An 18,654-nucleotide genomic window follows, 5' to 3' on the forward strand; every position below is an offset into this window, starting at 1 on the left:
CTCCAACGCCCAGTTGGTGAAGCCCGGCCCCACAGAGCGCAGCCAGCCCGGCCGGAAGGTCTTGTTGGCGAGATCGTTGCCGATTGCCCGCACCCGGTGCGCGCCCACGTTGTACCAGTGGTTCGCCCCGTTGATCGCGAAGGGGTCGAAGGCCACGCCGTTGGCGCCCTTGGGCATGAAGAACGGCGCCATCGCTTCGGTGGGCCAGCCGGCGCAGCAGTGGTGCTCCATCGCCGTCACCCGGCCGCCCTCGCCGAACGCCATGCGCAGGGTCTGCACCGACGGCGAGCGCGGGCAGTCGAAGCGAGTATCCTCGGCCCGCGCCAGGACCATCTTCACCGGCTTGCCGCCGATGGCCTTGGACGCCAGCGCAGCGCCCACCGCGTAGTCCCCGTCCAGCCGCCGCCCGAAGCCGCCGCCCAGCAAATGGGTGCGCAGGACGATCGTTTCCTCCTTGCGCCCCAGAGCCTTGGCCAGCCACGGCAGCACCAAGGACTGCCACTGGTTGCCGGTGTGGATCTCGAAGACCCCGTCCTTCTCGAACGCCAGCGCGTTCACCGGCTCGAGCTGGAAGTGCAGGGCCGTGGCGGTGGTGTAGGTGCGTTCCAGCTTCGACTTGGCCGCGGCGAAGGCGGCGTCGACGCCGGGGTCCTCGACCGCGAGGCTGCCCTTGCTCTTGTCGGCGATCAGCGCGCGGGCCCGGGCCTGCAGGTCGGCCTCCGAGACCTTGGCCTCGGGCGGCGTGGTCCAGGTCACCTTCAGCGCCTCGGCGGCGCGGTTGGCCGCCACCCAGCTCTCGCCGTAGACCATGACCCAGCCGGTCACGTTGTCGGACGGGTCCTCGAGCGCGACGGTCCGCAGGTAGCCCGGCACCTTCTTCGACCCGGTCTCGTCAAGCGTCGCCACCTTGCAGCCGTAGCGGGTCGGCGGCAGCACGGGCCGGGCGTAGACCATGCCCGGGACCTTGGCGTCGATGCCGTAGATGCCGCTGCCGTCGGTCTTGGTGGGGATGTCCTGCGCCGGCGCGGGCTTGCCGATCAGCCGCCGGTCGGCGGCCTTCTTGAGCGGGAGCTTGGCCAGCTCGTCGGCCGAGAAGCCTCCGCGCAGCTCGCCCCGGGCCACGATGTCGCCGTACGAGACGGACTTGCCACCCGCGACCACCGCACCGTTGCGCGCCACACAGCTCGCCGCCGGAACGCCCAGCAGCTTCGCGCCCGCGTCCAACAGCGCCAGGCGCCCCGCCGCGGCGGCCTGGCTGTAGAGCGGGTAGCTCTGCCAGATCGACCAGCTGCCGCCGGTCACCATCAGGCCCCACTTGGGGTCGGTGTCGACGTGCAGGAACTTCACCTTCGACCAGTCGGCCTCGAGCTCGTCGGCCACGATGCGGGCGATGGCGGTGCCCACGTGCTGGCCCATCTCGGCGCGGATGATGTTCACGACCACCTGGCCGTCGCGGCCGATCGTGTACCAGATGGTCGGCGCGTAGCTCTCGGCGGCCTGCGCCGGGACGGCCATGGCGAAGCTGGCGCCCGCGGCCGTGAGGCTGATCAGGAGCCCGCGGCGGGAGAGGTCGGTGATCGCGTTCATGCCTTCACTCCCCGGCTGGCGGCGAGCTTGATGGCGCGCTTGATGCGGATGTAGGCCATGCAGCGGCAGAGGTTGCGCTCCATGGCGGCCTCGATCTGCGCGTCGGTGGGGTTGGGCGTCTGCTGCAGTAGGGCGGCGGCCTGCATGATCTGGCCAGACTGGCAGTAGCCGCACTGAGGCGCCTGGGTCTCGATCCAGGCCTTCTGGACCGGGTGCTGCCCCTTCGGGTCCAGCCCTTCGATGGTGGTGACCGCGAGTCCCGCGACCGCGCTCACCGGCGTCACGCACGAGGGCATCGCCTGGCCGTCGACGTGGACCGTGCAGGCGCCGCACGCCCCGATCCCGCAGCCGAACTTCGTGCCCGTCAGCCCGATCTCGTCGCGGAGCGCCCACAGCAGGGGAGAGTCGTCTGGCGCGGCCACCGTGACCTCGCGGCCGTTCAAGCGGAACTTCGTCATGCCGCCTCCCCAAGCTGAAATCGACGGCGTCAGCGGACGCCCAAATCAGACCGTCCGCAAGGGTCTATGGCGTCTCTTCCGTCGTGCGCCGGGCGGCGCTGATCGCCAGCACGATCATCCCCGCGATGGCGGACGCCACCGACCCGATGACGACCCCCGCGCGAACCTCGGCCTCCCGGGCCACGTCGACCTCCGGGAACGCCAGCGCGCCGATGAACAGGCTCATGGTGAAGCCCACGCCGCACAGCGCAGACACGCCATAGAGCTCCAGCCATTTCGCACCCGTCGGTCGCCGCGCCCACTTGAGCCCGATGGCCAGCGCCGCGGCGCCGAACACGCCGATCTGCTTGCCGAAGAACAGGCCCGCCGCCACGCCCAGGCTGACCGGCCCCAGGATGTCGCCGCCGCCCGCGCCGCCCAGCGCGAAGCCGGCCGCCATGAAGGCGAACACCGGCAGGATGAAGAAGGCGACGTAGGGGTGCAGGGCCTCCATCGTCTCGATGAGCACGCCCTGACCGCCCGTCCGCTTGGGTTCGAGCGGGATGCAGAAGGCCGCTGCGATGCCCGCCAGCGAGGTGTTCACCCCCGACTTCAGCGTGAAGCCCCAGAGCAGGAGCCCGCCGATGGCCCAGAAGGAGTAGGGCGCCGTCCGCCAGCGCGACATGGCCGCCAGCACCGCCACCGTCACCGCCGCGCCCGCCAGCATCGGGAAGCGCAGGTCGGCGGTGAACAGCACCGCGATCAGCAGCACCGCCACCAGGTCGTCGGCGATGGCCAGGGTCAGCAGGAAGATCCGCAGGGTCGGCGGCAGTTTCGGCCCCGCCACGGCCAGCGCCGCCAGGGCGAACGCGATGTCGGTGGCGGTGGGGATCGGCCAGCCCTGCGGGCTGCCGCCGGCGCCGCGGTTGAACAGGAGGTAGATCAGCGCGGGGACCACCACGCCGCCGGCCGCCGCCAGCACCGGAAGCGCCAGGCGTCGCGGATTGGAGAGCTCGCCGCGCAGGATCTCGTGTTTGATCTCCAGGCCGACAACGAAGAAGAAGATCGGCATCAGCGCCGTCTTCACCCAGCCGGCCAGGCTCATCTCCTCGGCGAACGGCCCCACCTGCACCGCGACCTTCTGGTAGGTCAGCGCATGGTAGGCGCCGGCCCACGGCGAGTTCGCCCAGATGATCGCGATCAGCGCGGCGGCCGCCAGCAGGACGCCGGAGCCGGTCTCAGTCTTGAGGAACGCTAACGTGGGCCGGCTCGCCATGCGGCCCTGCCTAGCAAAGACGCCGGTTCGCGCTCTAGCGAAATCGGCCCGCGGCTCTAAGGTGCCGTCGACAAAATTCGAGGGAACGCCATGAGACTTTCCAGCCCGCGCATCGCGCCGCTGAGCGATGCCGAGATGGGGCCCGAGCAGAAGGAGGCGCTCAAGGACTTCGGCGATGGCCCGCTGCTCAACATCTTCCGCACCCTGGCGCGGGCCCCGAAGGCGCTCACCCGCTTCAACGCGTGGGGCGGCTACGTGCTGTCGCGGCGCAACGACCTGCCGGCCCGCGAGCGGGAGATCGTCATCCTGCGCGTCGGCTATCTCTGCAAGTCGGGCTACGAGTTCACCCAGCACACCCGCATCGGCCTGAACTCGGGCCTGACCGACGCCGAGATTGAGAAGGTCAAGCGCGGCGCGGACGCCGGCTGGAGCGCGGCCGACGCGGCGCTGATCAAGGCCGCCGACGAGCTGGTCGCCGACCACTTCATCACCGACGCCACCTGGACCGAGCTGGGCAGGCACTTCAGCGACAAGCAGCGCATGGATGTGGTCTTCACCGTCGGCCAGTACACCCAGGTTTCGATGATGCTGAACACGTTCGGGGTGCAGCTCGACGCGGGCCAGACGCTGGATCCCGAGCTGAAGGGCTACTGACATGACCGGCCGGCTGGAGAACAAGACCGCGGTGGTCGTGGGCGCCGGCCAGACGCCGGGCGAGACCATCGGCAATGGCCGCGCCATGGCGCTGCTGTTCGCCCGCGAGGGCGCGCAGGTGCTGTGTGTCGACCGGCTGGCCGAGCGGGCGGAAGAGACCGCCGCCATGATCCTGGAGGAGGGCGGCGTGGCTGCGGCCATCGGCGCCGACATCGTCAAGGCCGCCGACAACGCCCGGATCGTCGAGGAAGCCGTGGCCCGCTACGGCCGACTGGATGTCCTGGTCAACAACGTGGGCATCGGCGGCGGCGACGGTCCGGCCCACCGGCTGGAGGAGACGGCCTTCGACCGTATCCTGTCGGTCAACCTCAAGGGCATGTGGCTGACCATCAAGGCGGCGCTGCCGGCGATGCGCGACCAGGGCGGGGGTTCGATCGTCAACATCTCGTCGCTGGCGGCCCGCGGCGGCGGCATCCAGTTGGCCTACGAGGTCTCGAAGGCCGGGGTGAACCGCCTGACCACCAGCGTGGCCCAGTCCAACGCCCGCTACGGCGTGCGCTGCAACGCCATCATGATGGGCTACATGGACACGCCGATGGCCGTGACCGGCATCGCCCAGGCCAGCGGCCGGCCCACCGCCGAAGTCCGGGCCGAGCGCGACGCCCGCGTGCCGCTGGGCGGCAAGATGGGCACCGGCTGGGACACGGCCTACGCCGCCCTGTTCCTGGCCTCGGACGAGTCGAAGTTCATCTCCGGCGCCATCTTGCCCGTCGACGGCGCCATGGGCGTCCGCATCGGCTGAGGGGAACAGGCAGCGATCTCCCCGCGTTAGTCGCCCCAGTCGGAGGGGCTGCAGACCGGAGAGCTTGCTGATGAACGGCATCATCTATCTCGTCGGCCTTGTGGTCGTCGTCCTGGCGGTCCTGGGCTTCCTGGGCATCCGCTAGTTGCCTCACACGGGTGAGGGCGGCTAGCTGCCGCCGATGCCCGTTTCCCCCGCCTACCGCGCCGATCCGCAGTTCCCCGCCCTCGGGGGCGAGTTCGCCGATCCCGTGGCGGCGGCCGAGTTTCCACAGACGATCCTGCGCTACCGCAACGACCGGGCGGCCGCGACCGTCGGGCTGGACACCCTGACGGACGAGGAGTGGGTCGCCCACTTCGGCCGTTTCGCGCCGCTGCCGGGGGCGATCGACCCGCCGCTGGCCCAGCGCTACCACGGCCACCAGTTCCGCGCTTACAACCCCGACCTCGGCGACGGCCGCGGCTTCACTTTCGCGCAGCTGCGCGAGGCCGGAACCGACCGCCTGCTCGAGCTCGGGACCAAGGGCTCGGGCCAGACGCCCTGGTCGCGCGGCGGCGACGGGCGACTGACGTTGAAGGGCGGCGTGCGCGAGGTGTTGGCCACGGCGATGCTGGAGGCGCTGGGCGTGCCGACGTCTCGCTCGTTCTCCCTGGTGGAGACCGGCGAGGCGCTCACCCGCGGCGACGAGCCCAGCCCGACGCGCTCGTCGGTGCTGGTGCGCCTGTCGCATAGCCACATCCGCTTCGGCTCGTTCCAGCGCCACGCGTTCTTCCAGGCCGGCGATCGGATCACGGCGCTCGTGGACCATGTGATCGCCCACTACTACCCGGAGCTCGCGGGCGCGAACGACCGGCCGGCCGCCCTGCTGGCCGCCGTCTGCGACCGCGCCGCGCGGCTGACCGCCTGCTGGATGGCGGCGGGCTTCGTGCACGGCGTGCTCAACACCGACAACATGAACATCACCGGCGAAAGCTTCGACTACGGCCCCTACAGGTTCCTGCCGCACTCCGACCCCAACTTCACGGCCGCCTACTTCGACCATGCCGGCCTCTACAGCTTCGGCCGCCAGCCGGAGGCGGTGTTCTGGAACCTGCAGCAGCTCGCCGGTTGCCTCAGCCTGGTGACCGGCAGCGACCCGCTGGTCGAGGCGCTGAACGCCTTCGGTCCGGCCTACCGGCGCGAACTGATGGCCGCGATGCTGGCCCGCCTGGGCGTGCAGCCCCGCGGCGACGAGGAGGACGCAGGCCTCGTGCAGGCCAGCTTCCGCGCCATGGCCGAGGGCGGGCCGCGGTTGCGCTGGGAGCCGTTCTTCTTCGACTGGTTCTGCGGCCGCGAGGAGCGCGCGCTCGCAGGTCCCCGCGCCGAGCTCTACGCCGAGGGCGAGTTTGCGGAGTTCCGCGAACGGATCGCCGGCTACGAGGCTCTGCGGCCGGAGCGGCTCGCGCACCCGTACTTCGCCCGGCCCGAGCCCGAGGAGCTGCTCTACGACCAGATCGAGGCGCTGTGGGCCTTCATCGCCGACGCTGACGACTGGAGCGTCTTCCACGCCAAGCTGGCGCAGATCGAGGTCGCGCGGCAGGCCTGGGGCCTCACGCCGGCCTAGCGCGCGACGCCCATTGCGCCAGGACGACACCGCCCAGGGTGACGGCCGCGCCCAGCCCCTGGAGCGGGCCGATGTGCTCGGCGAAGAGCAGGTAACCCAGCGCGGCGGCGACCACGGGCTGGACCAGCACCACGACCGAGGCGGTGGGTGTCGGCAGCCGGCCCATGGCCCAGGCGATGGAGCCCTGGCCGGTCACGTGCATCAGGCCCAGCCCGAGACACGCCAACCACCCCGCCGTGGTGACGGGTACCAGCTGCTCGCCCATCACGGCGCCGGCCGCCAGCAGCAGCGGCGCGCCGGCGAGGCCGGCCCAGAACATGATCCGGCTGGCGCCCTCGCCCTTCCGGCCTTCCGTGATCGCCAGGAAGTAGAGCGCGTACCAGAAGGCGGTGAAGAGGGAGAGGGCGTCGCCCAGCGGCTGGTTGCGTGGCGTCCCACCGGTCTTTCCGATCGCCATCATCGAGGCGCCCACGACCGCCGCGGCGACGGCGACAAGGAAGAGCGCGCGCGGGCGCTGCCTCAGGAAGATCCAGGCGAAGGCCGTCACCACCACGGGCGTCAGATTGGGCAGCACCGTGGCGTTGGCGACAGAGGTGTACTGGATTCCGTAGTGCCAGAAGCCCAGGTCGAGCGCGAAGAAGACGCCCGCCAGCAGCGCCCACTTCGACGGCGCGCCCCGCAGGCCGCCCGCGCGCTGCGCCATGAGCGCGAGCAGCGGCGTGGCGAAGACGAGACGCCAGAACCCGGTGGCCACGGGGCCGGCGTCGCTCAGGCGCACCAGGATCGCAGCGAGACCGATGATGCACGCGCCCATGACCAGTACGGCCAGGGCCTGCCAGCGGTGCGCCGCATGCGTGTCGGCGACGGCGTCAGCCAAAGCCCAGCTCCTTGCGAAGGTCAGCGGCGCTCATACCCCGTTCGCGCAGGGACCGCAGCGTCTCGGCGCGGTCGCGCTTGGCGAAGCGCTTGCCGTCGGGGCCGACCAGCAGGGCGTGGTGCCGGTAGGTCGGCGTCGGCAGCTCCAGCAGCGCCTGCAGCAGCCGCTGCACGTGGGTGGCCTCGAAGAGGTCGCGGCCGCGGATCACGTGGGTGATCCCCTGCAGCGCGTCGTCCACGACCACCGCCAGATGGTAGGCGACGCCTACGTCCCTGCGCGCCAGCACCACGTCGCCACCCACCTGCGGCCGTGCGACGACGGCGCCCTCGCCCTCCTCGACGAACGTCAGGTCACCGAAGCCGCCCAGCCTGCGCCCCGCGGCGTCCAGCGACAGGCGCCACGCGAAGGCCTCGCCGGCGGCCAGCCGCGCGGCTTCCTCGTCGGGCGGCAGCGGCCCGCCGCGGAATACCTCCATCGGCCCGTGCGGGGCCGACGCCATGGCCTCGGCGATCTCCTTGCGGGTGCGGAAGCAGCGGTAGAGGAGGCCGTCGGCCTCCAGGCGCGACAGGGCCGCGTGATAGTCGTCCAGGTGCTCGGACTGGCGCCGCACCGGCGTCTCCCAGGCCAGGCCCAGCCACGCGAGGTCTTCGTAGATCGCCGCCTCGAACTCGGGGCGGCAGCGAGTGGCGTCGATGTCCTCGATCCGCAGCACGAAGCGGCCGCCCACGGCCTGCGCGGCCGCGAACGCGGTCAGCGCCGAAAACGCGTGGCCTTTGTGCAGGTAGCCGGTGGGCGAAGGGGCGAAGCGGGTGGCGAACACCCGCCAGCGCTTAGCAGTGGTGCTGCGGGTTGGGGAACAGGCCCATGTGGTTCAGCACCGCCTCAAGGAACTGGCGCTCGCCGCCCAGGGCCTCCTTCAGGTGGTCGAACTGCTTGAAGCCGGCCATCTCGGCCAGGCCGTGGGCCCCGCACCAGGCTGCGGCGCTGGCCAGCTCCAGATGGATGTCGTCGGTGGGGTCCGCGCCGTGCTCGATCATGGTGTCGCGCACCATGCAGTAGGCGCTGTCCTTGTTGTCCTGCACTTCCGCCGGCAGCATCTCCTTGTCGCGCGCCGCGTCGTACATCACGCGATAGAGCGCCGGGTTGTCGCGGGCGAAGCAGACGTAGGCGATGCCGAGGGCGGTGAGCTGGTGCAGGCCTTCTGCGCCGCGCTTGGCGTCGCACATCAGCCCGCTGAGGATATCCCACCCTTCCTGGGCCACGGCGTCGAGCAGCTCGGCCTTGTCCTTGAAGTGATGGTACGGGGCCGCCGGACTCACGCCGGCCTCGCGGGCCACGGCCCGGAGGGATAGGGCGCTGGGTCCCTCCGCCTCGAGGAGCCGTCGGGCGGCGTCGACGAGCGCGCGCCTGAGATCGCCATGGTGATACGGGCGGGATTCGGCGCTTTTAGCTTCGCTCATGGCATTACCATAATTTCATATCTAAGCGCTGTACAGATGGCATTGACGGTTCAGCTCGCCGCACCTATCTGAGCGCTGTTCAAATAAGAAACGCCCCACTCCCCTGGGGTTTCCAACTGAAAGGTGTGTGTCATGTCTCTCGCAAAGTTCGAACGGTTTTTCGACCGTCTCGCCCCGTCGTTCCTGCTCTTCCTCGGCCTCACTGCGGCCCTGGCCACGGCGGGACTGGGCATCTGAGGCCTCCCCGCCTCATCACGACAGTCGAACCGACGGAGGGGCCCCCAGCGGGCCCCTTTTTCGTGGGCCCTTGGGCCTGTGCAGAACTGCATAGCCATCAGGCGAAATCGCTGATCTATGCAGTGTTCAGATAGTGCTATCTAACACTTGTCCAGACGGACAGCCCCGCTCCCCCGGGGGTCCAGAATCGAACCGAAAGGTGTGTGTCATGTCTCTCGCGAAGAACTTCGACCGGATCGCTCCCCTGTACCTGCTGGCGCTCGGCGTGTTCGCCGCGTTCTCGACGGCGGGCCTAGGCATCTGAACCTAACTCCCACCCACGACAGAATCGGACAGGGGCCCCGTTGCGGGCCCCTTTTCGTTGGGCCGCGCATCCGGGCTTGGCCGTGGCGCCGGACTTGCACCGAACGGCTTGAAGCGGGGGGCGCTCCCCTGCGCTGAGGAGCAACTCCGATGACCCGTTGTGGGACAACGCCGACGAGACAAACCGTCGCGCGACGGGCTGGCTCAAGGACATCTGGGCGGAATTGGGGCAGCTACGCCATGAGTGTTCGTGCCGATCGTTCGGCCGATGGGAGGGTCCCATGACCGCTGAAGCGATCGAGCCCCGCGCCATGAAGCGCGGCCTATTCGCCTCCGCCATCGCGTGGGTGTGGCCGCAGCCGCGGACCGACCAAAAGCGCGCCGGCGATGTCTGGGGCGGCGCCCTGATCGCGTGGCTTTGGCCGTCGCGCCTCGGCCCCGAGCACCTCGGGGGCGGGCGCGGCCCGATGGGCCGGCTGTTCAGCGCTCAGGGTGGTTCGAGCGGTGCGGCCGATACCTCTTGGTTCGCCCGGCGGCGCCGCGCGAACGCGATGATGCTCGTGATCGCGGGCCTGGCAATCCCAACCTTCATGGGAGGCAACGGCCTCCTCGACGGCGGCCGGCTGAACCTGTTCCGCAACGGCGGGCTGCCCGCCCTCGAAGGCGGCGTGCCCGCCGGCGATGCGGCGACCAACCCCGACCCCGGCGGCGGCTTCGGCGGCGGCGCGGGCGAGGGCGTCAGTGGCGTCGAAGGCAAGGGCGGCGCCGGCGGTGGCGCGGGCCCGACCAACGTACCGGCCGGCGACCTTGCGCCGCCGACGACGGACGACGGCGCCGGCGACGGACTCGTGGGCGGCGACGGCTCCGGCGGCCCCGGCGGCGAGCCGGGCGACGGCGGCCCGACGATCCTCAACCCGCCCGCCGGCGGCGGTGACGACCTTTCGCCCGAGCCTGGCCTGATCCCCGGCGGCACTGGCGGTGGCGGCGGCGGCGGCGGCACTGGTGGCGGCGGTGGCGGTGGCGGTGGCGGCGGGGGCCAGCCGGGCGACCCGACGGACCCGACCGACGGCGACGATCCGACCGACGGCGACGACCCGTTCACGCCGCCTGGCACGACGCCTGGCGAACCTCCAGGCCCGCTTGGGCCTCCGAACCCGCCCGGCGGCGGCCCGACCGTTCCGCCCAACCCGTTCGACCCCGATCCGCAAGGTCCTGGGGATCCGGGCGGCCCTGGCGATCCAGGCGGTCCTGGCGATCCAGGCGGTCCGCTCGGTCCGAGTGGTCCAGGTGGCGCCGGGCCGAGCGACCCGACCACGTCGGTCCCGGAGCCTTCGACCTGGGCGATGCTGATCCTGGGCTTTGGCGCGGCCGGCTACGCGATCCGCCGCCGGCGGCTCGCGGCCGGCGTCGGCTAGTAGCGCTCGTCGTAGGGATACGGATACCGCGGTCGCGGCGGCCAGACCGGCCGTTGCGGCAGCGGCGTCCACCGCTCGTCCTCTTCCTCGACCGGATACTCGTAGACGCGGCGACGCTGGGCCTGCTCGTAGGCGCGCCGGCGGTCGTCCTCGTACTCCCGCTGCCGCGCCTCGGCGTAGGCGCGGTCCTGGGCTGCGGCTTCGGCGCGGCGCTGCCGCTCTGCGGTTTCCTCGACCTGACGGCGCTGGGCCTCGGCCGCGGCGGTCTGGGCCTTCACGGCGGCGAGCTGGGCCTCGCTGAGCTCACGGGCGCGAGCCTCGGCCTCTGAGCGATCACGGGCGGCCAGCTCGGCGGCCGTGCGCTCGCGATGGCGCGCCGCCGTCTGCGCGCCGCAGGTCTTCAGGTCCTGTAGCCCGCGCTCGGATCCTGCGAGGGACGCGGTCAGCGGCTCTTCCGACAGCCACGCCAGGCCCAGCGTACCGCCCTTCTTCATGGCCGCCTCGGTCTCCTGCGACAGCACCAACTCGCCGGCGCCATCCGTCCCGCGCAGCATCAGGTTCGAGAACCGCTGCCGGTCGATGCGGATCGGCAGGAAGGCGCGCGCCGGCAGGTCGTCCTTGAAGAACCGCAGGCTCACGATCTGTCCGTCGGAGATCAGGCTGACGGGCGTGACGCCGCCCGATCGCCCGGTGAGCTCCAGGTCGACGCGGCAACCGGTATCGGTGGGATTGACCAGCCAGGCGAGGGCGGACGCGTTGGCCGCGGCGGCCTGGGCCGGGCCTGAGAGAAGCGCAGCAGCCACTGCGCCCCCGATGATCCTACTGATCACGACGACTCCTGACTGACACGCGCTGGAAGGATACGGCCGTTCCTTCGGCCCCGCTAGAGGCTGGGACGTCGCGGGTGCTAGGGTCGCGCTCACAAATCCGAGGGAGGATGGACATGACCCGCAATTGGATGCTCGCCGCCGCAGCAGCCCTGGCGCTGGGGGCGAGCGCCGCCGCCGCCGCCGTGCCGGCGCACATCACCGCCGCGCTCGCCGACAAGGGTCGTCCGGCCGAGGATCCCGCCAAGGACGAAGCGCGCAAGGCCGGCGAGACCGTGGCGCTGCTCGACCTGAAGCCCGGCGCCAAGGTGGCCGACCTGGTCATCGGCGGCGGCTATTTCACCCACATCCTGGCGGGGGCCGTGGGCCCGAACGGCCAAGTGGTCGCCTACCAGCCAGCCGAGTTCATCCAGTTCCAGGCGAGCTACGGCGAGAACCTGAAGAAGGTGGCGGCGGCCCGTCCCAACGTCATGCCGCTGAGCTCCACCTTCGGCGCGCTCGACCTGCCCGACGGGCTGGACGCGGTCCTGACCGTGCAGAACTACCACGACCTGCACCTGACCCCGTTCCCCAAGGACACGGCGGCCAAGGTCAACGCCGAGGTGTTCAAGTCGCTGAAGCCCGGCGGCGTCTACCTGGTGGTCGACCACGTCGGCGCGCCGGGCTCGGGCCTGGAGGCGGCGATGAAGGTCCACCGCATCGAGCCGTCGATCGTGAAGCAGGAGGTCGAGGCCGCGGGCTTCAAGCTGGAGAGCGAGAGCGCGATCCTCAAGAACGCCACCGACCCCCACACCGCCAGCGTCTTCGACCCGTCCGTCCGCGGGAAGACTGACCAGTTCGTGATGAAGTTCCGCAAGCCGAAGTAGCGGATTTCGCAGCACCATTCGTGAGTTGTGCGACAGTTTGTCAATAAGCTTGCGACGCTGTGTTTACTGTCTGGCAGGCGCCCCACCGATCATGGTCAGGCGATGTCGGACGCGCCCGCAGAGATCAGGCTGACCGAGGGTCAGGCGGCCGTGCGCCGCCTGATCGCGCTCGGCGCTGCGCTCCTGGCCATGATTATCGCCGGGTCGGCTGCGCTGCTGACTGCCGGCTCGCAGGCGCTGGACGCCCTGCAGTCCCGCGAGGACCGTACCCTGGTGGGCAGCGTGCTCGACCGACGACTCCAACGGATGGTGACCGACATCACCACCGCCACCGTCTGGAACCAAGCCTACCGCGAGCTCCGGCCCGGCGGGAATCCGCAGTGGCTGGACGAGGAGATCGGCAGCTACCTCGCCGGCAACCGCGGCCATGACCTGTCGATGGCGATCGGCCGCGACGGCCGCCCGTTCTATGCCTGGAAGGGCGAGGCCCGCATCGACCCGAATACCCAGTCCCAGTTCCTCGCCGACGTGGCGCCGGTCATCCGGCGGGCGCGGGCGATCGAGACTGCGCGCGGGGCCAAGGCGCCGGAAGCGCCGCCCACCGCGGCGGTGCTCAGCGAGACGGCGTCGGGCTTCGTGCTCTCGGGCGGCGTCATCTACCTGGTGGCCGCCTCGACGGTGACGCCCGAGAACGCCGAGATCGCCCGCGACCCCGGACCGTCCACCCTGGTGGTCTCGGCCCAGCGGCTCGACCACGAGGGGATCGTCGACGGCGTGGGGATCGACGGCTTCAAGAGCGACTTGAGCACGGTCGAGACGCCGGCCGCCCTCGTGCTGCGCGACGCCGACGGCCGGCCGATCGGGCGGGTCAACTGGACCCAGCGGCATCCCGGCCTGCAGGCCCTGAAGGCCGCGGCGCCCGTGCTGGCGCTGTGCTTCATTGTCGTGTTGGGCGTGATCGCCGCCCTGGCCTGGCAGATCGCGCGGGTCGCGCGGCGGCTGGTCATCCACGAGCGCGGCCACGCCGAAGCGCTGCACGAACTGCAGGCCGCCCGCGACCGGGCCGAGACCGCCAACATCGCCAAGTCGCAGTTCCTGGCGAACATGAGCCACGAGATCCGCACGCCGCTGAACGGCGTGCTGGGGATGGCCCAGGTGCTGGCCAAGAGCGACCTCTCGCCGGCCGACCAGGACAAGGTCCGTCTGATCCGCGCCTCGGGCGAGACCCTGCTGAGCCTGCTCAACGACCTCCTGGACCTCTCGAAGATCGAGGCCGGCCGGATGGACATCGACATCCACGAGTTCGACCTCGAGGCTGAGATCGACACCGCGACCCGCAGCTTCGCCACCCTGGCGGCCCAGAAAGACGTCCGCTTCCTGGTCGAGGTGCAGCCCGAGGCGCGCGGGACCTGGCGCGGCGACGCCGGCCGCATTCGCCAGGTGCTGGCCAACTTCGCGTCCAATGCGGTCAAGTTCACCGACACCGGCGAGGTCCGGGTGGCCGTGCGCCGCGCGGGCGACGGCATCGCCTGCACGGTCTCGGACAGCGGCGTCGGCATTGCCCGCGACCGGGTGGACCAGCTGTTCGAGCGCTTCTCGCAGGTCGATCCCAGCGCCACGCGGCGCTTCGGCGGCACCGGCCTGGGCCTGGCCATCTGCCGCGAGTTGGTCGAGCTGATGGGCGGACGCGTGTGGGTGACCAGCGTCGAGGGCCGCGGCTCGGCGTTCACCTTCGAACTCCCCCTGGCCTGGGTGGGCCCGCGCCGCGCCGGCGAACAGGCCGTCGAGGACGAAGCCGAGCTGCCGCCGATCCGCATCCTGGCGGCGGAGGACAACAAGACCAACCAGCTCCTGCTCACCGCCATGCTGGACCCGCTGGGCGTCGAGATGCGTCTGACCGGCGACGGGCAAGAGGCCGTCGAGGCGTTCCAGGCCGAGCGGTTCGACCTGATCCTGATGGACGTCCAGATGCCGGTGATGAACGGCGTCGACGCCACCCTGGCCATCCGCGCCCACGAAGCCGAGCGTGGCCTTGCGCCGATCCCGATCCTGGCCCTGTCGGCGAACGTGATGCGCCACCAGATCGACGAGTACCTGGCGGCCGGCATGAACGGCTTCGTGGCCAAGCCGATCGAGATGGCGGCGCTGATTGCGGCCATCGAGCGCGCGCTGGCCGAGCGCGAACCCCAGCGCAGCGCCGCGGCCTGAGCCGCACCGCCCGTTGCCCGTCGCGGCGCTAGCGCGGCCGCGCGCGCCTGCGCATCTGTGGCGCAGGAACGGGGAAGGCGCATGAAGCACGCCTGGATCGCGATCATGGCGGGGTTGGCGGCGAGCGCCGCCGCGCCACTGGAGGAGGTTCCCTGGCCGGAGGGCTACCGGGCCTGGACCCACGTGAAGAGCGCCTACCTCGGACCCGGCCACCCGGCGGCGCCTAAGTACGAGGGCCTGCACAGCATCTACGCCAACGCGCCGGCCATGCAGGGCTACCGGACCGGCCGCTTCCCTGTGGGCGCGGTGATCGCCTACGACCAGCTCGACGCGACGGTGGCGGCGACGGGCATCGAGCCCGCGGCGCGCAAGTTCGTGGACGTTATGCGCAAGGGGCCCGACGGCTGGGTGTTCGGGGAGTATTCGGCGGATGGGAAGACGCGGCTGGTGACCGCGGCCCAGGGCGTGAAGCAGTGCGCCGGGTGCCATGCCCGGCCGGGGACCCAGGACGGGGTGTTCAGCCGGTACGGCGAGTAGCGCCGGAGCGGAAGGTGGAAGCTTGGCCGTTATGTCGGTCGGCTGCTTGCCGCGAACGTCAAGGCATGGCGAACTTGGGGCATGTTCGACTGGAACGATGTGAAGGCGCTGCTCGCAGTCGGGCGGAGCGGTTCGACCGCCGGAGCGGCCCGCGAGCTGGGGGTGAACCAGACCACGGTGGCGCGCAGACTGGAGGCCCTGGAGCGGGACCTGGGCGTGCGGCTGGTGGAGCGGTCGCAGACCGGCGCCAGCCTGACCGAGGCGGGCCTGAGCCTCGTGGCCGACAGTGAGGCCATGGAACGCGCGGCAATCGCGCTGCGCCGGAAGGTCGACGCGCACCGACGCGGCGTGAGCGGGACCCTGCGCGTGACCCTGAGCGAGATGCTCGCCGCCAGCGTGATCACCCCGCTGCTTCTGGAGTTCCGCCAGCTCTATCCGGACGTGACGCTGGAGATGGTGATCACCGATCAGATGCTCGACCTGGAGGCGGGCGAGGCCGACATCGCGTTCCGCGGCGCCCGGGCGCTGCCGAACTCCAACCTGGTGGCGCGCAAGGTCAACACCACGGAATGGGCGCTGTACTGCAGCCGCGACTACGCCAACCGCATGGGCCGGCCCGCGAGCCCCGCCGACCTGAAGAACCACATGGTGGTTGGCGGCACCGACGAGCCGCAGACCATCCCGGGCCTGCAGCCGATCCTGGACCAGGCGCCCGGCGTGACGGCCACCCTGCGGTCGACGAGCATGACCAACCTCTTCGCCTCGGTGCGGGCGGGCCTGGGCATCGGCCCGATGCCCTGCCTGCTCGCGGACTCCGAACCAGACCTCGTGCAGGTGTTTCCGCCGGATCCGGGGAGCGTCGCCTACACCTGGATCGTCACGCGGCCCGAGTTGAAGGACGCGCCGCGGGTGCGCGCCTTCATCGACTTCTTCACCAAGCGCATCGCCGCCGTGGTGAAGGACTACGAGGACCGCGCCGCGCAAGCGCAGGCCGACCAACGCTGAGGCCGGGCGCTCACTCGAACTCGATGTGATCGCGATGCTTCTCGCGCAACGCCCGCAGGTCCTCGGCCGTCATCGGCTCCGCGGCTTCTCCCTTCCGCACGGTGAGATCGGCGTAGTAGGCGGCCACCTTCTCAGGGTGCGGGAAGATGAAGACGACCTGCAGCGGCGACTTGCCGGTGTTGCGGAGGCCGACGCGGGTCGCCGCCGGAATGTAGATCGTCGCCCCTTCGGCGACCGGGGCGGCGCGCTCGCCGAGGCTTGCCAGCCCTTCGCCGCGATGCACGAAGAGGATCTCGTCGTAGCTTCGATGCCGATGCGCGGGGATCTCGCCGCCGGGCGCTATCTCCTCGTAGGCCATGAAGAAGTTCGGCGAACCTCCAAGCTCCGGCGAGACCTTGACGATGAGCGAAGACGCGGACGCCGGTTGAACGCCGGCCGCCCGAGGCCGCCGGAGCCGCCAGTCGCCTTCGTCCTTCCTGAGCACGAGCGCGCGTCCGCCCGCGGGTTCGGCGTAGGCTGCGGCGGGCAGGGCGAACCCGAAGGCGACGAGCGAGGCGAGGGCCAAGCCAAGGGTCATTGTGCGGTTCATGAGCTGCCTCCGTCCGGACAGTGGCGCCCACCTCAAGCACGGCTGTCAATCGCGCGCCGCCGACGACCTGACGCCGGTTCCGCTTGCGGGTGTGGCGGGCATGGCGCACATGGCGGCGGGTCAACGGTGGCGTATGGGCGGGGATGTTCGACTGGGACGATGTGAAGGCGCTGCTCGCCGTGGCGCGAAGCGGTTCGACCGCGGGCGCGGCCCGTGAGCTGAAGGTCAACCAGACCACGGTGGCGCGCCGGCTCGAGGCCCTGGAGCGGGACTTCGGGGTCAAGCTCGTGGAGCGCACCCAGACCGGCGCGATCCTCACGGACGCCGGCCTCTGCCTGGTGGCCGACGGCGAGATCATGGAGCGCGCTGCGTTCGAAATGGGCCAGAAGATCGCCGCCCACCGGCGGGGCGTGAGCGGGGCGCTGCGCGTGACCCTGAGCGAGATGCTGGCCGCCTCGGTTGTCACCCCGCTGCTGCCCGAGTTCCGTGAGGCCTACCCGGACGTGACCCTGGAGATGGTGATCTCGGACCAGCGACTGGATCTCGAGGCGGGCGCGGCCGACATCGCGTTCCGCATCTCCCGCGGCCCGTTGCCGGACTCCAACCTGGTCGCGCGCAAGGTCAACACGACGCAATGGGCGCTCTACTGCAGCCGCGACTATGCGGGCCGGATGGGCCGGCCGGCCAAGCCCGTCGACCTGAAGAGTCACCTGATCGTCGGCGGCACCCATGAGCCGCAAACCATCCCGGGCCTCCAACGGATCCTGGACCAGGCGCCGGAGGTCACGGCCACCCTGCGCTCGACGAGCCTGGGCAACCAGTTCGACTCCGTGCGGGCGGGGCTGGGCATCGGCGCGATGCCCTGCGTGCGCGCGGATGCCGAGCCGGACCTCGTGCAGGTCTTCCCGCCGGATCCGGAGAGCGTCACCCACACCTGGATCGTCACACGGCCCGAGCTGAAGGACGCTCCGCGCGTGCGCGCGTTCATCGACTTCTTCGCCAAGCGGGTGACTCGATGGTGGTGACGGCCACGAGGACCGGGGTGAGCTCTAACGCCCCTCATCCTTGAGCTTGCGGTCGAAGAACTCCAGCGTCGTCATCGCCCGGTGCATGCGGTTGGTCGGCGTCCAGCCGCCGCGGTGGCGCAGGCCCGGGTAGGCCATCATCTCGAACGGCGTGCCCCGCGCCTGCAGCGCGAACAGCACCCGCGTCGAGTGGTCGAAGGTGACGTTGTCGTCGGCCATGCCGTGCATCAGGAGCAGCGAGCCGGCCTTCAGCCGCGGCAGGCGGCTGACGATCTCGGTGGCGGCGTAGCCGGCCGCGTTGTCCGCGGGCGTGCCCATGAACCGCTCGGTGTAATGCGTGTCGTAGAGCTTCCAGTCGGTCACCGGCGCCCCGGCGACACCGGCCTTGAACGGGCTGTCCGGCGCGGTGAGCATCAAGAGCGTCATGAAGCCGCCGTACGACCAGCCGGTGACGCCCAGGCGGTTCGCGTCCACGTAGGGCAGGGTCTTGAGATATGCGGCGCCGGCGAGCTGGTCGTCGACCTCGAGCTGGCCGAGCTTGCGGTCGATGGCGGTCTTGAAGGCCACCGATCGGAAGCCGACGCCGCGGTTGTCGAGCCGGAAGAGGATGTAGCCGGCGTCCAGCAGGATCTGGTCCTCCGGCGTGTGCCAGTTCTTGGCGACCCGCGGGCCGGAGGGGCCGCCGTAGACTTGGACGATCACCGGGTACTTCTTGGACGGGTCGAAGTTCGGTGGCATCCGCATGGACCACCACAGGTCGCTGCCGTCGGCGGCCTTGATGGCTCCAAAGTCAGGCTCGACCAGCCGGTCCGCGTAGGGCCAGAACGGATGGCCGGCCTTCAGCGCGTTCTCCTCGATCCAGCGCACGCGGGTTCCGTCGGCGCGGTAGAGGGCGGTCTGCGGCGGGGTCCTGGGGTCTTCGTAGGTCCCGGCGAAGGCGCCGCCC

Annotated in this window: 18 protein-coding genes; 9 read left to right on the forward strand and 9 right to left on the reverse strand. The window is 70.8% G+C overall.

Features of this window, described 5'->3' with window-relative positions; all coding sequences use genetic code 11:
* The 3 genes from VGD44_RS09960 to nhaA form a co-directional block, all read right to left on the reverse strand.
* Positions 1-1,587 (reverse strand): xanthine dehydrogenase family protein molybdopterin-binding subunit (locus VGD44_RS09960; protein WP_331086454.1); only part of this gene is annotated, 1,587 nt, incomplete at its 3' end.
* Complete coding sequence (locus VGD44_RS09965; protein WP_331086456.1) at positions 1,584-2,045, reverse strand: (2Fe-2S)-binding protein; 462 nt, start codon at positions 2,043-2,045, stop codon at positions 1,584-1,586. The genes VGD44_RS09965 and VGD44_RS09960, both read right to left, overlap by 4 nt.
* A gap of 64 nt (positions 2,046-2,109) precedes the next feature.
* On the reverse strand, positions 2,110-3,300 hold the full coding sequence (nhaA, locus tag VGD44_RS09970) for a Na+/H+ antiporter NhaA (protein ID WP_331086458.1): 1,191 nt from the start codon (positions 3,298-3,300) through the stop codon (positions 2,110-2,112).
* A 90-nt stretch (positions 3,301-3,390) separates the two neighbouring features.
* Between nhaA and VGD44_RS09975 the strand changes: the two genes are divergently transcribed.
* The 3 genes from VGD44_RS09975 (at position 3,391) to VGD44_RS09985 (ending at position 6,359) form a co-directional block, all read left to right on the forward strand.
* Entirely contained in the window at positions 3,391-3,954 is a 564-nt protein-coding gene (locus VGD44_RS09975; RefSeq protein ID WP_331086460.1) for a carboxymuconolactone decarboxylase family protein, read from the forward strand.
* Between the two features lies 1 nt (position 3,955).
* Positions 3,956-4,756, forward strand: a complete 801-nt coding sequence (locus VGD44_RS09980) for an SDR family NAD(P)-dependent oxidoreductase (protein WP_331086462.1) — start codon at positions 3,956-3,958, stop codon at positions 4,754-4,756.
* Between the two features lie 181 nt (positions 4,757-4,937).
* Complete coding sequence (locus VGD44_RS09985) at positions 4,938-6,359, forward strand: protein adenylyltransferase SelO (protein ID WP_331086464.1); 1,422 nt, start codon at positions 4,938-4,940, stop codon at positions 6,357-6,359.
* Here VGD44_RS09985 and VGD44_RS09990 read toward each other — a convergent pair.
* From VGD44_RS09990 to VGD44_RS10000, 3 genes are read right to left on the reverse strand one after another with little or no spacing between them, the layout of a single operon-like run.
* Positions 6,346-7,236 (reverse strand): DMT family transporter, encoded by an 891-nt coding sequence (locus VGD44_RS09990; protein ID WP_331086466.1) that lies wholly within the window; start codon positions 7,234-7,236, stop codon positions 6,346-6,348. The genes VGD44_RS09985 and VGD44_RS09990 overlap by 14 nt on opposite strands.
* Positions 7,229-8,056 carry a tRNA glutamyl-Q(34) synthetase GluQRS gene (gene gluQRS / locus VGD44_RS09995; RefSeq protein ID WP_331086468.1) on the reverse strand — a complete coding sequence of 276 codons (828 nt, stop codon included), beginning with the start codon at positions 8,054-8,056 and terminating at the stop codon, positions 7,229-7,231. Before gluQRS ends, VGD44_RS09990 begins: the two co-directional genes overlap by 8 nt.
* A gap of 10 nt (positions 8,057-8,066) precedes the next feature.
* On the reverse strand, positions 8,067-8,696 hold the full coding sequence (locus VGD44_RS10000; protein WP_331086470.1) for a TetR/AcrR family transcriptional regulator: 630 nt from the start codon (positions 8,694-8,696) through the stop codon (positions 8,067-8,069).
* 821 nt (positions 8,697-9,517) lie between these two features.
* Between VGD44_RS10000 and VGD44_RS10005 the strand changes: the two genes are divergently transcribed.
* Positions 9,518-10,651 (forward strand): PEPxxWA-CTERM sorting domain-containing protein, encoded by a 1,134-nt coding sequence (locus VGD44_RS10005; protein WP_331086472.1) that lies wholly within the window; start codon positions 9,518-9,520, stop codon positions 10,649-10,651.
* Here the strand turns inward: VGD44_RS10005 and VGD44_RS10010 are convergent.
* Entirely contained in the window at positions 10,648-11,481 is an 834-nt protein-coding gene (locus VGD44_RS10010) for a hypothetical protein (protein ID WP_331086474.1), read from the reverse strand. The two genes, VGD44_RS10005 and VGD44_RS10010, sit on opposite strands and share 4 nt — an antisense overlap.
* A 113-nt stretch (positions 11,482-11,594) precedes the next feature.
* On the opposite strand from VGD44_RS10010, the gene VGD44_RS10015 reads away from it, so the two are divergent.
* From VGD44_RS10015 to VGD44_RS10030, 4 genes are all read left to right on the forward strand, one after another.
* Positions 11,595-12,344: a methyltransferase gene (locus tag VGD44_RS10015; protein ID WP_331086476.1), complete on the forward strand. Its 750-nt coding sequence runs from the start codon at positions 11,595-11,597 to the stop codon at positions 12,342-12,344.
* Between the two features lie 102 nt (positions 12,345-12,446).
* A complete protein-coding gene (locus VGD44_RS10020; RefSeq protein ID WP_331086478.1) occupies positions 12,447-14,552 on the forward strand; it encodes an ATP-binding protein in 2,106 nt (701 codons plus the stop codon).
* Between the two features lie 81 nt (positions 14,553-14,633).
* Positions 14,634-15,089 carry a cytochrome P460 family protein gene (locus VGD44_RS10025; RefSeq protein WP_331086480.1) on the forward strand — a complete coding sequence of 152 codons (456 nt, stop codon included), beginning with the start codon at positions 14,634-14,636 and terminating at the stop codon, positions 15,087-15,089.
* Positions 15,090-15,170: 81 nt separating this feature from the next.
* The gene (locus tag VGD44_RS10030) at positions 15,171-16,094 is read left to right on the forward strand and encodes a LysR family transcriptional regulator (protein WP_331086482.1); all 924 of its coding nucleotides are present in this window, start codon (positions 15,171-15,173) and stop codon (positions 16,092-16,094) included.
* A 10-nt stretch (positions 16,095-16,104) separates the two neighbouring features.
* Here the strand turns inward: VGD44_RS10030 and VGD44_RS10035 are convergent, their stop codons facing one another.
* On the reverse strand, positions 16,105-16,683 hold the full coding sequence (locus tag VGD44_RS10035; RefSeq protein WP_331086484.1) for a cupin domain-containing protein: 579 nt from the start codon (positions 16,681-16,683) through the stop codon (positions 16,105-16,107).
* Between the two features lie 143 nt (positions 16,684-16,826).
* Between VGD44_RS10035 and VGD44_RS10040 the strand changes: the two genes are divergently transcribed.
* Positions 16,827-17,708, forward strand: a complete 882-nt coding sequence (locus VGD44_RS10040) for a LysR family transcriptional regulator (protein ID WP_331086486.1) — start codon at positions 16,827-16,829, stop codon at positions 17,706-17,708.
* 24 nt (positions 17,709-17,732) lie between these two features.
* On the opposite strand, the gene VGD44_RS10045 is transcribed toward VGD44_RS10040, so the two are convergent.
* Positions 17,733-18,654: alpha/beta hydrolase family protein (locus tag VGD44_RS10045; RefSeq protein ID WP_331086488.1), on the reverse strand; the 922-nt coding region annotated here is incomplete at its 5' end.

The sequence above is a fragment of the Phenylobacterium sp. genome, from assembly GCF_036402295.1.
In the GTDB taxonomy this organism is placed as follows: Bacteria; Pseudomonadota; Alphaproteobacteria; order Caulobacterales; family Caulobacteraceae; genus Phenylobacterium.

Excerpts from the sequence above, each read along its gene's own strand:
- VGD44_RS10040 (WP_331086486.1), top strand. The coding sequence starts at position 16,827 with ATGTTCGACTGGGACGATGTGAAGGCGCTGCTCGCCGTGGCGCGAAGC.
- VGD44_RS10000 (WP_331086470.1), bottom strand. The coding sequence starts at position 8,696 with ATGAGCGAAGCTAAAAGCGCCGAATCCCGCCCGTATCACCATGGCGAT.
- VGD44_RS10025 (WP_331086480.1), top strand. The coding sequence starts at position 14,634 with ATGAAGCACGCCTGGATCGCGATCATGGCGGGGTTGGCGGCGAGCGCC.
- VGD44_RS09965 (WP_331086456.1), bottom strand. The coding sequence starts at position 2,045 with ATGACGAAGTTCCGCTTGAACGGCCGCGAGGTCACGGTGGCCGCGCCA.
- VGD44_RS09985 (WP_331086464.1), top strand. The coding sequence starts at position 4,938 with ATGCCCGTTTCCCCCGCCTACCGCGCCGATCCGCAGTTCCCCGCCCTC.
- VGD44_RS09980 (WP_331086462.1), top strand. The coding sequence starts at position 3,956 with ATGACCGGCCGGCTGGAGAACAAGACCGCGGTGGTCGTGGGCGCCGGC.
- nhaA (WP_331086458.1), bottom strand. The coding sequence starts at position 3,300 with ATGGCGAGCCGGCCCACGTTAGCGTTCCTCAAGACTGAGACCGGCTCC.
- VGD44_RS10020 (WP_331086478.1), top strand. The coding sequence starts at position 12,447 with ATGTCGGACGCGCCCGCAGAGATCAGGCTGACCGAGGGTCAGGCGGCC.
- VGD44_RS10015 (WP_331086476.1), top strand. The coding sequence starts at position 11,595 with ATGACCCGCAATTGGATGCTCGCCGCCGCAGCAGCCCTGGCGCTGGGG.
- VGD44_RS10005 (WP_331086472.1), top strand. The coding sequence starts at position 9,518 with ATGACCGCTGAAGCGATCGAGCCCCGCGCCATGAAGCGCGGCCTATTC.
- VGD44_RS09975 (WP_331086460.1), top strand. The coding sequence starts at position 3,391 with ATGAGACTTTCCAGCCCGCGCATCGCGCCGCTGAGCGATGCCGAGATG.
- VGD44_RS10030 (WP_331086482.1), top strand. The coding sequence starts at position 15,171 with ATGTTCGACTGGAACGATGTGAAGGCGCTGCTCGCAGTCGGGCGGAGC.
- VGD44_RS10035 (WP_331086484.1), bottom strand. The coding sequence starts at position 16,683 with ATGAACCGCACAATGACCCTTGGCTTGGCCCTCGCCTCGCTCGTCGCC.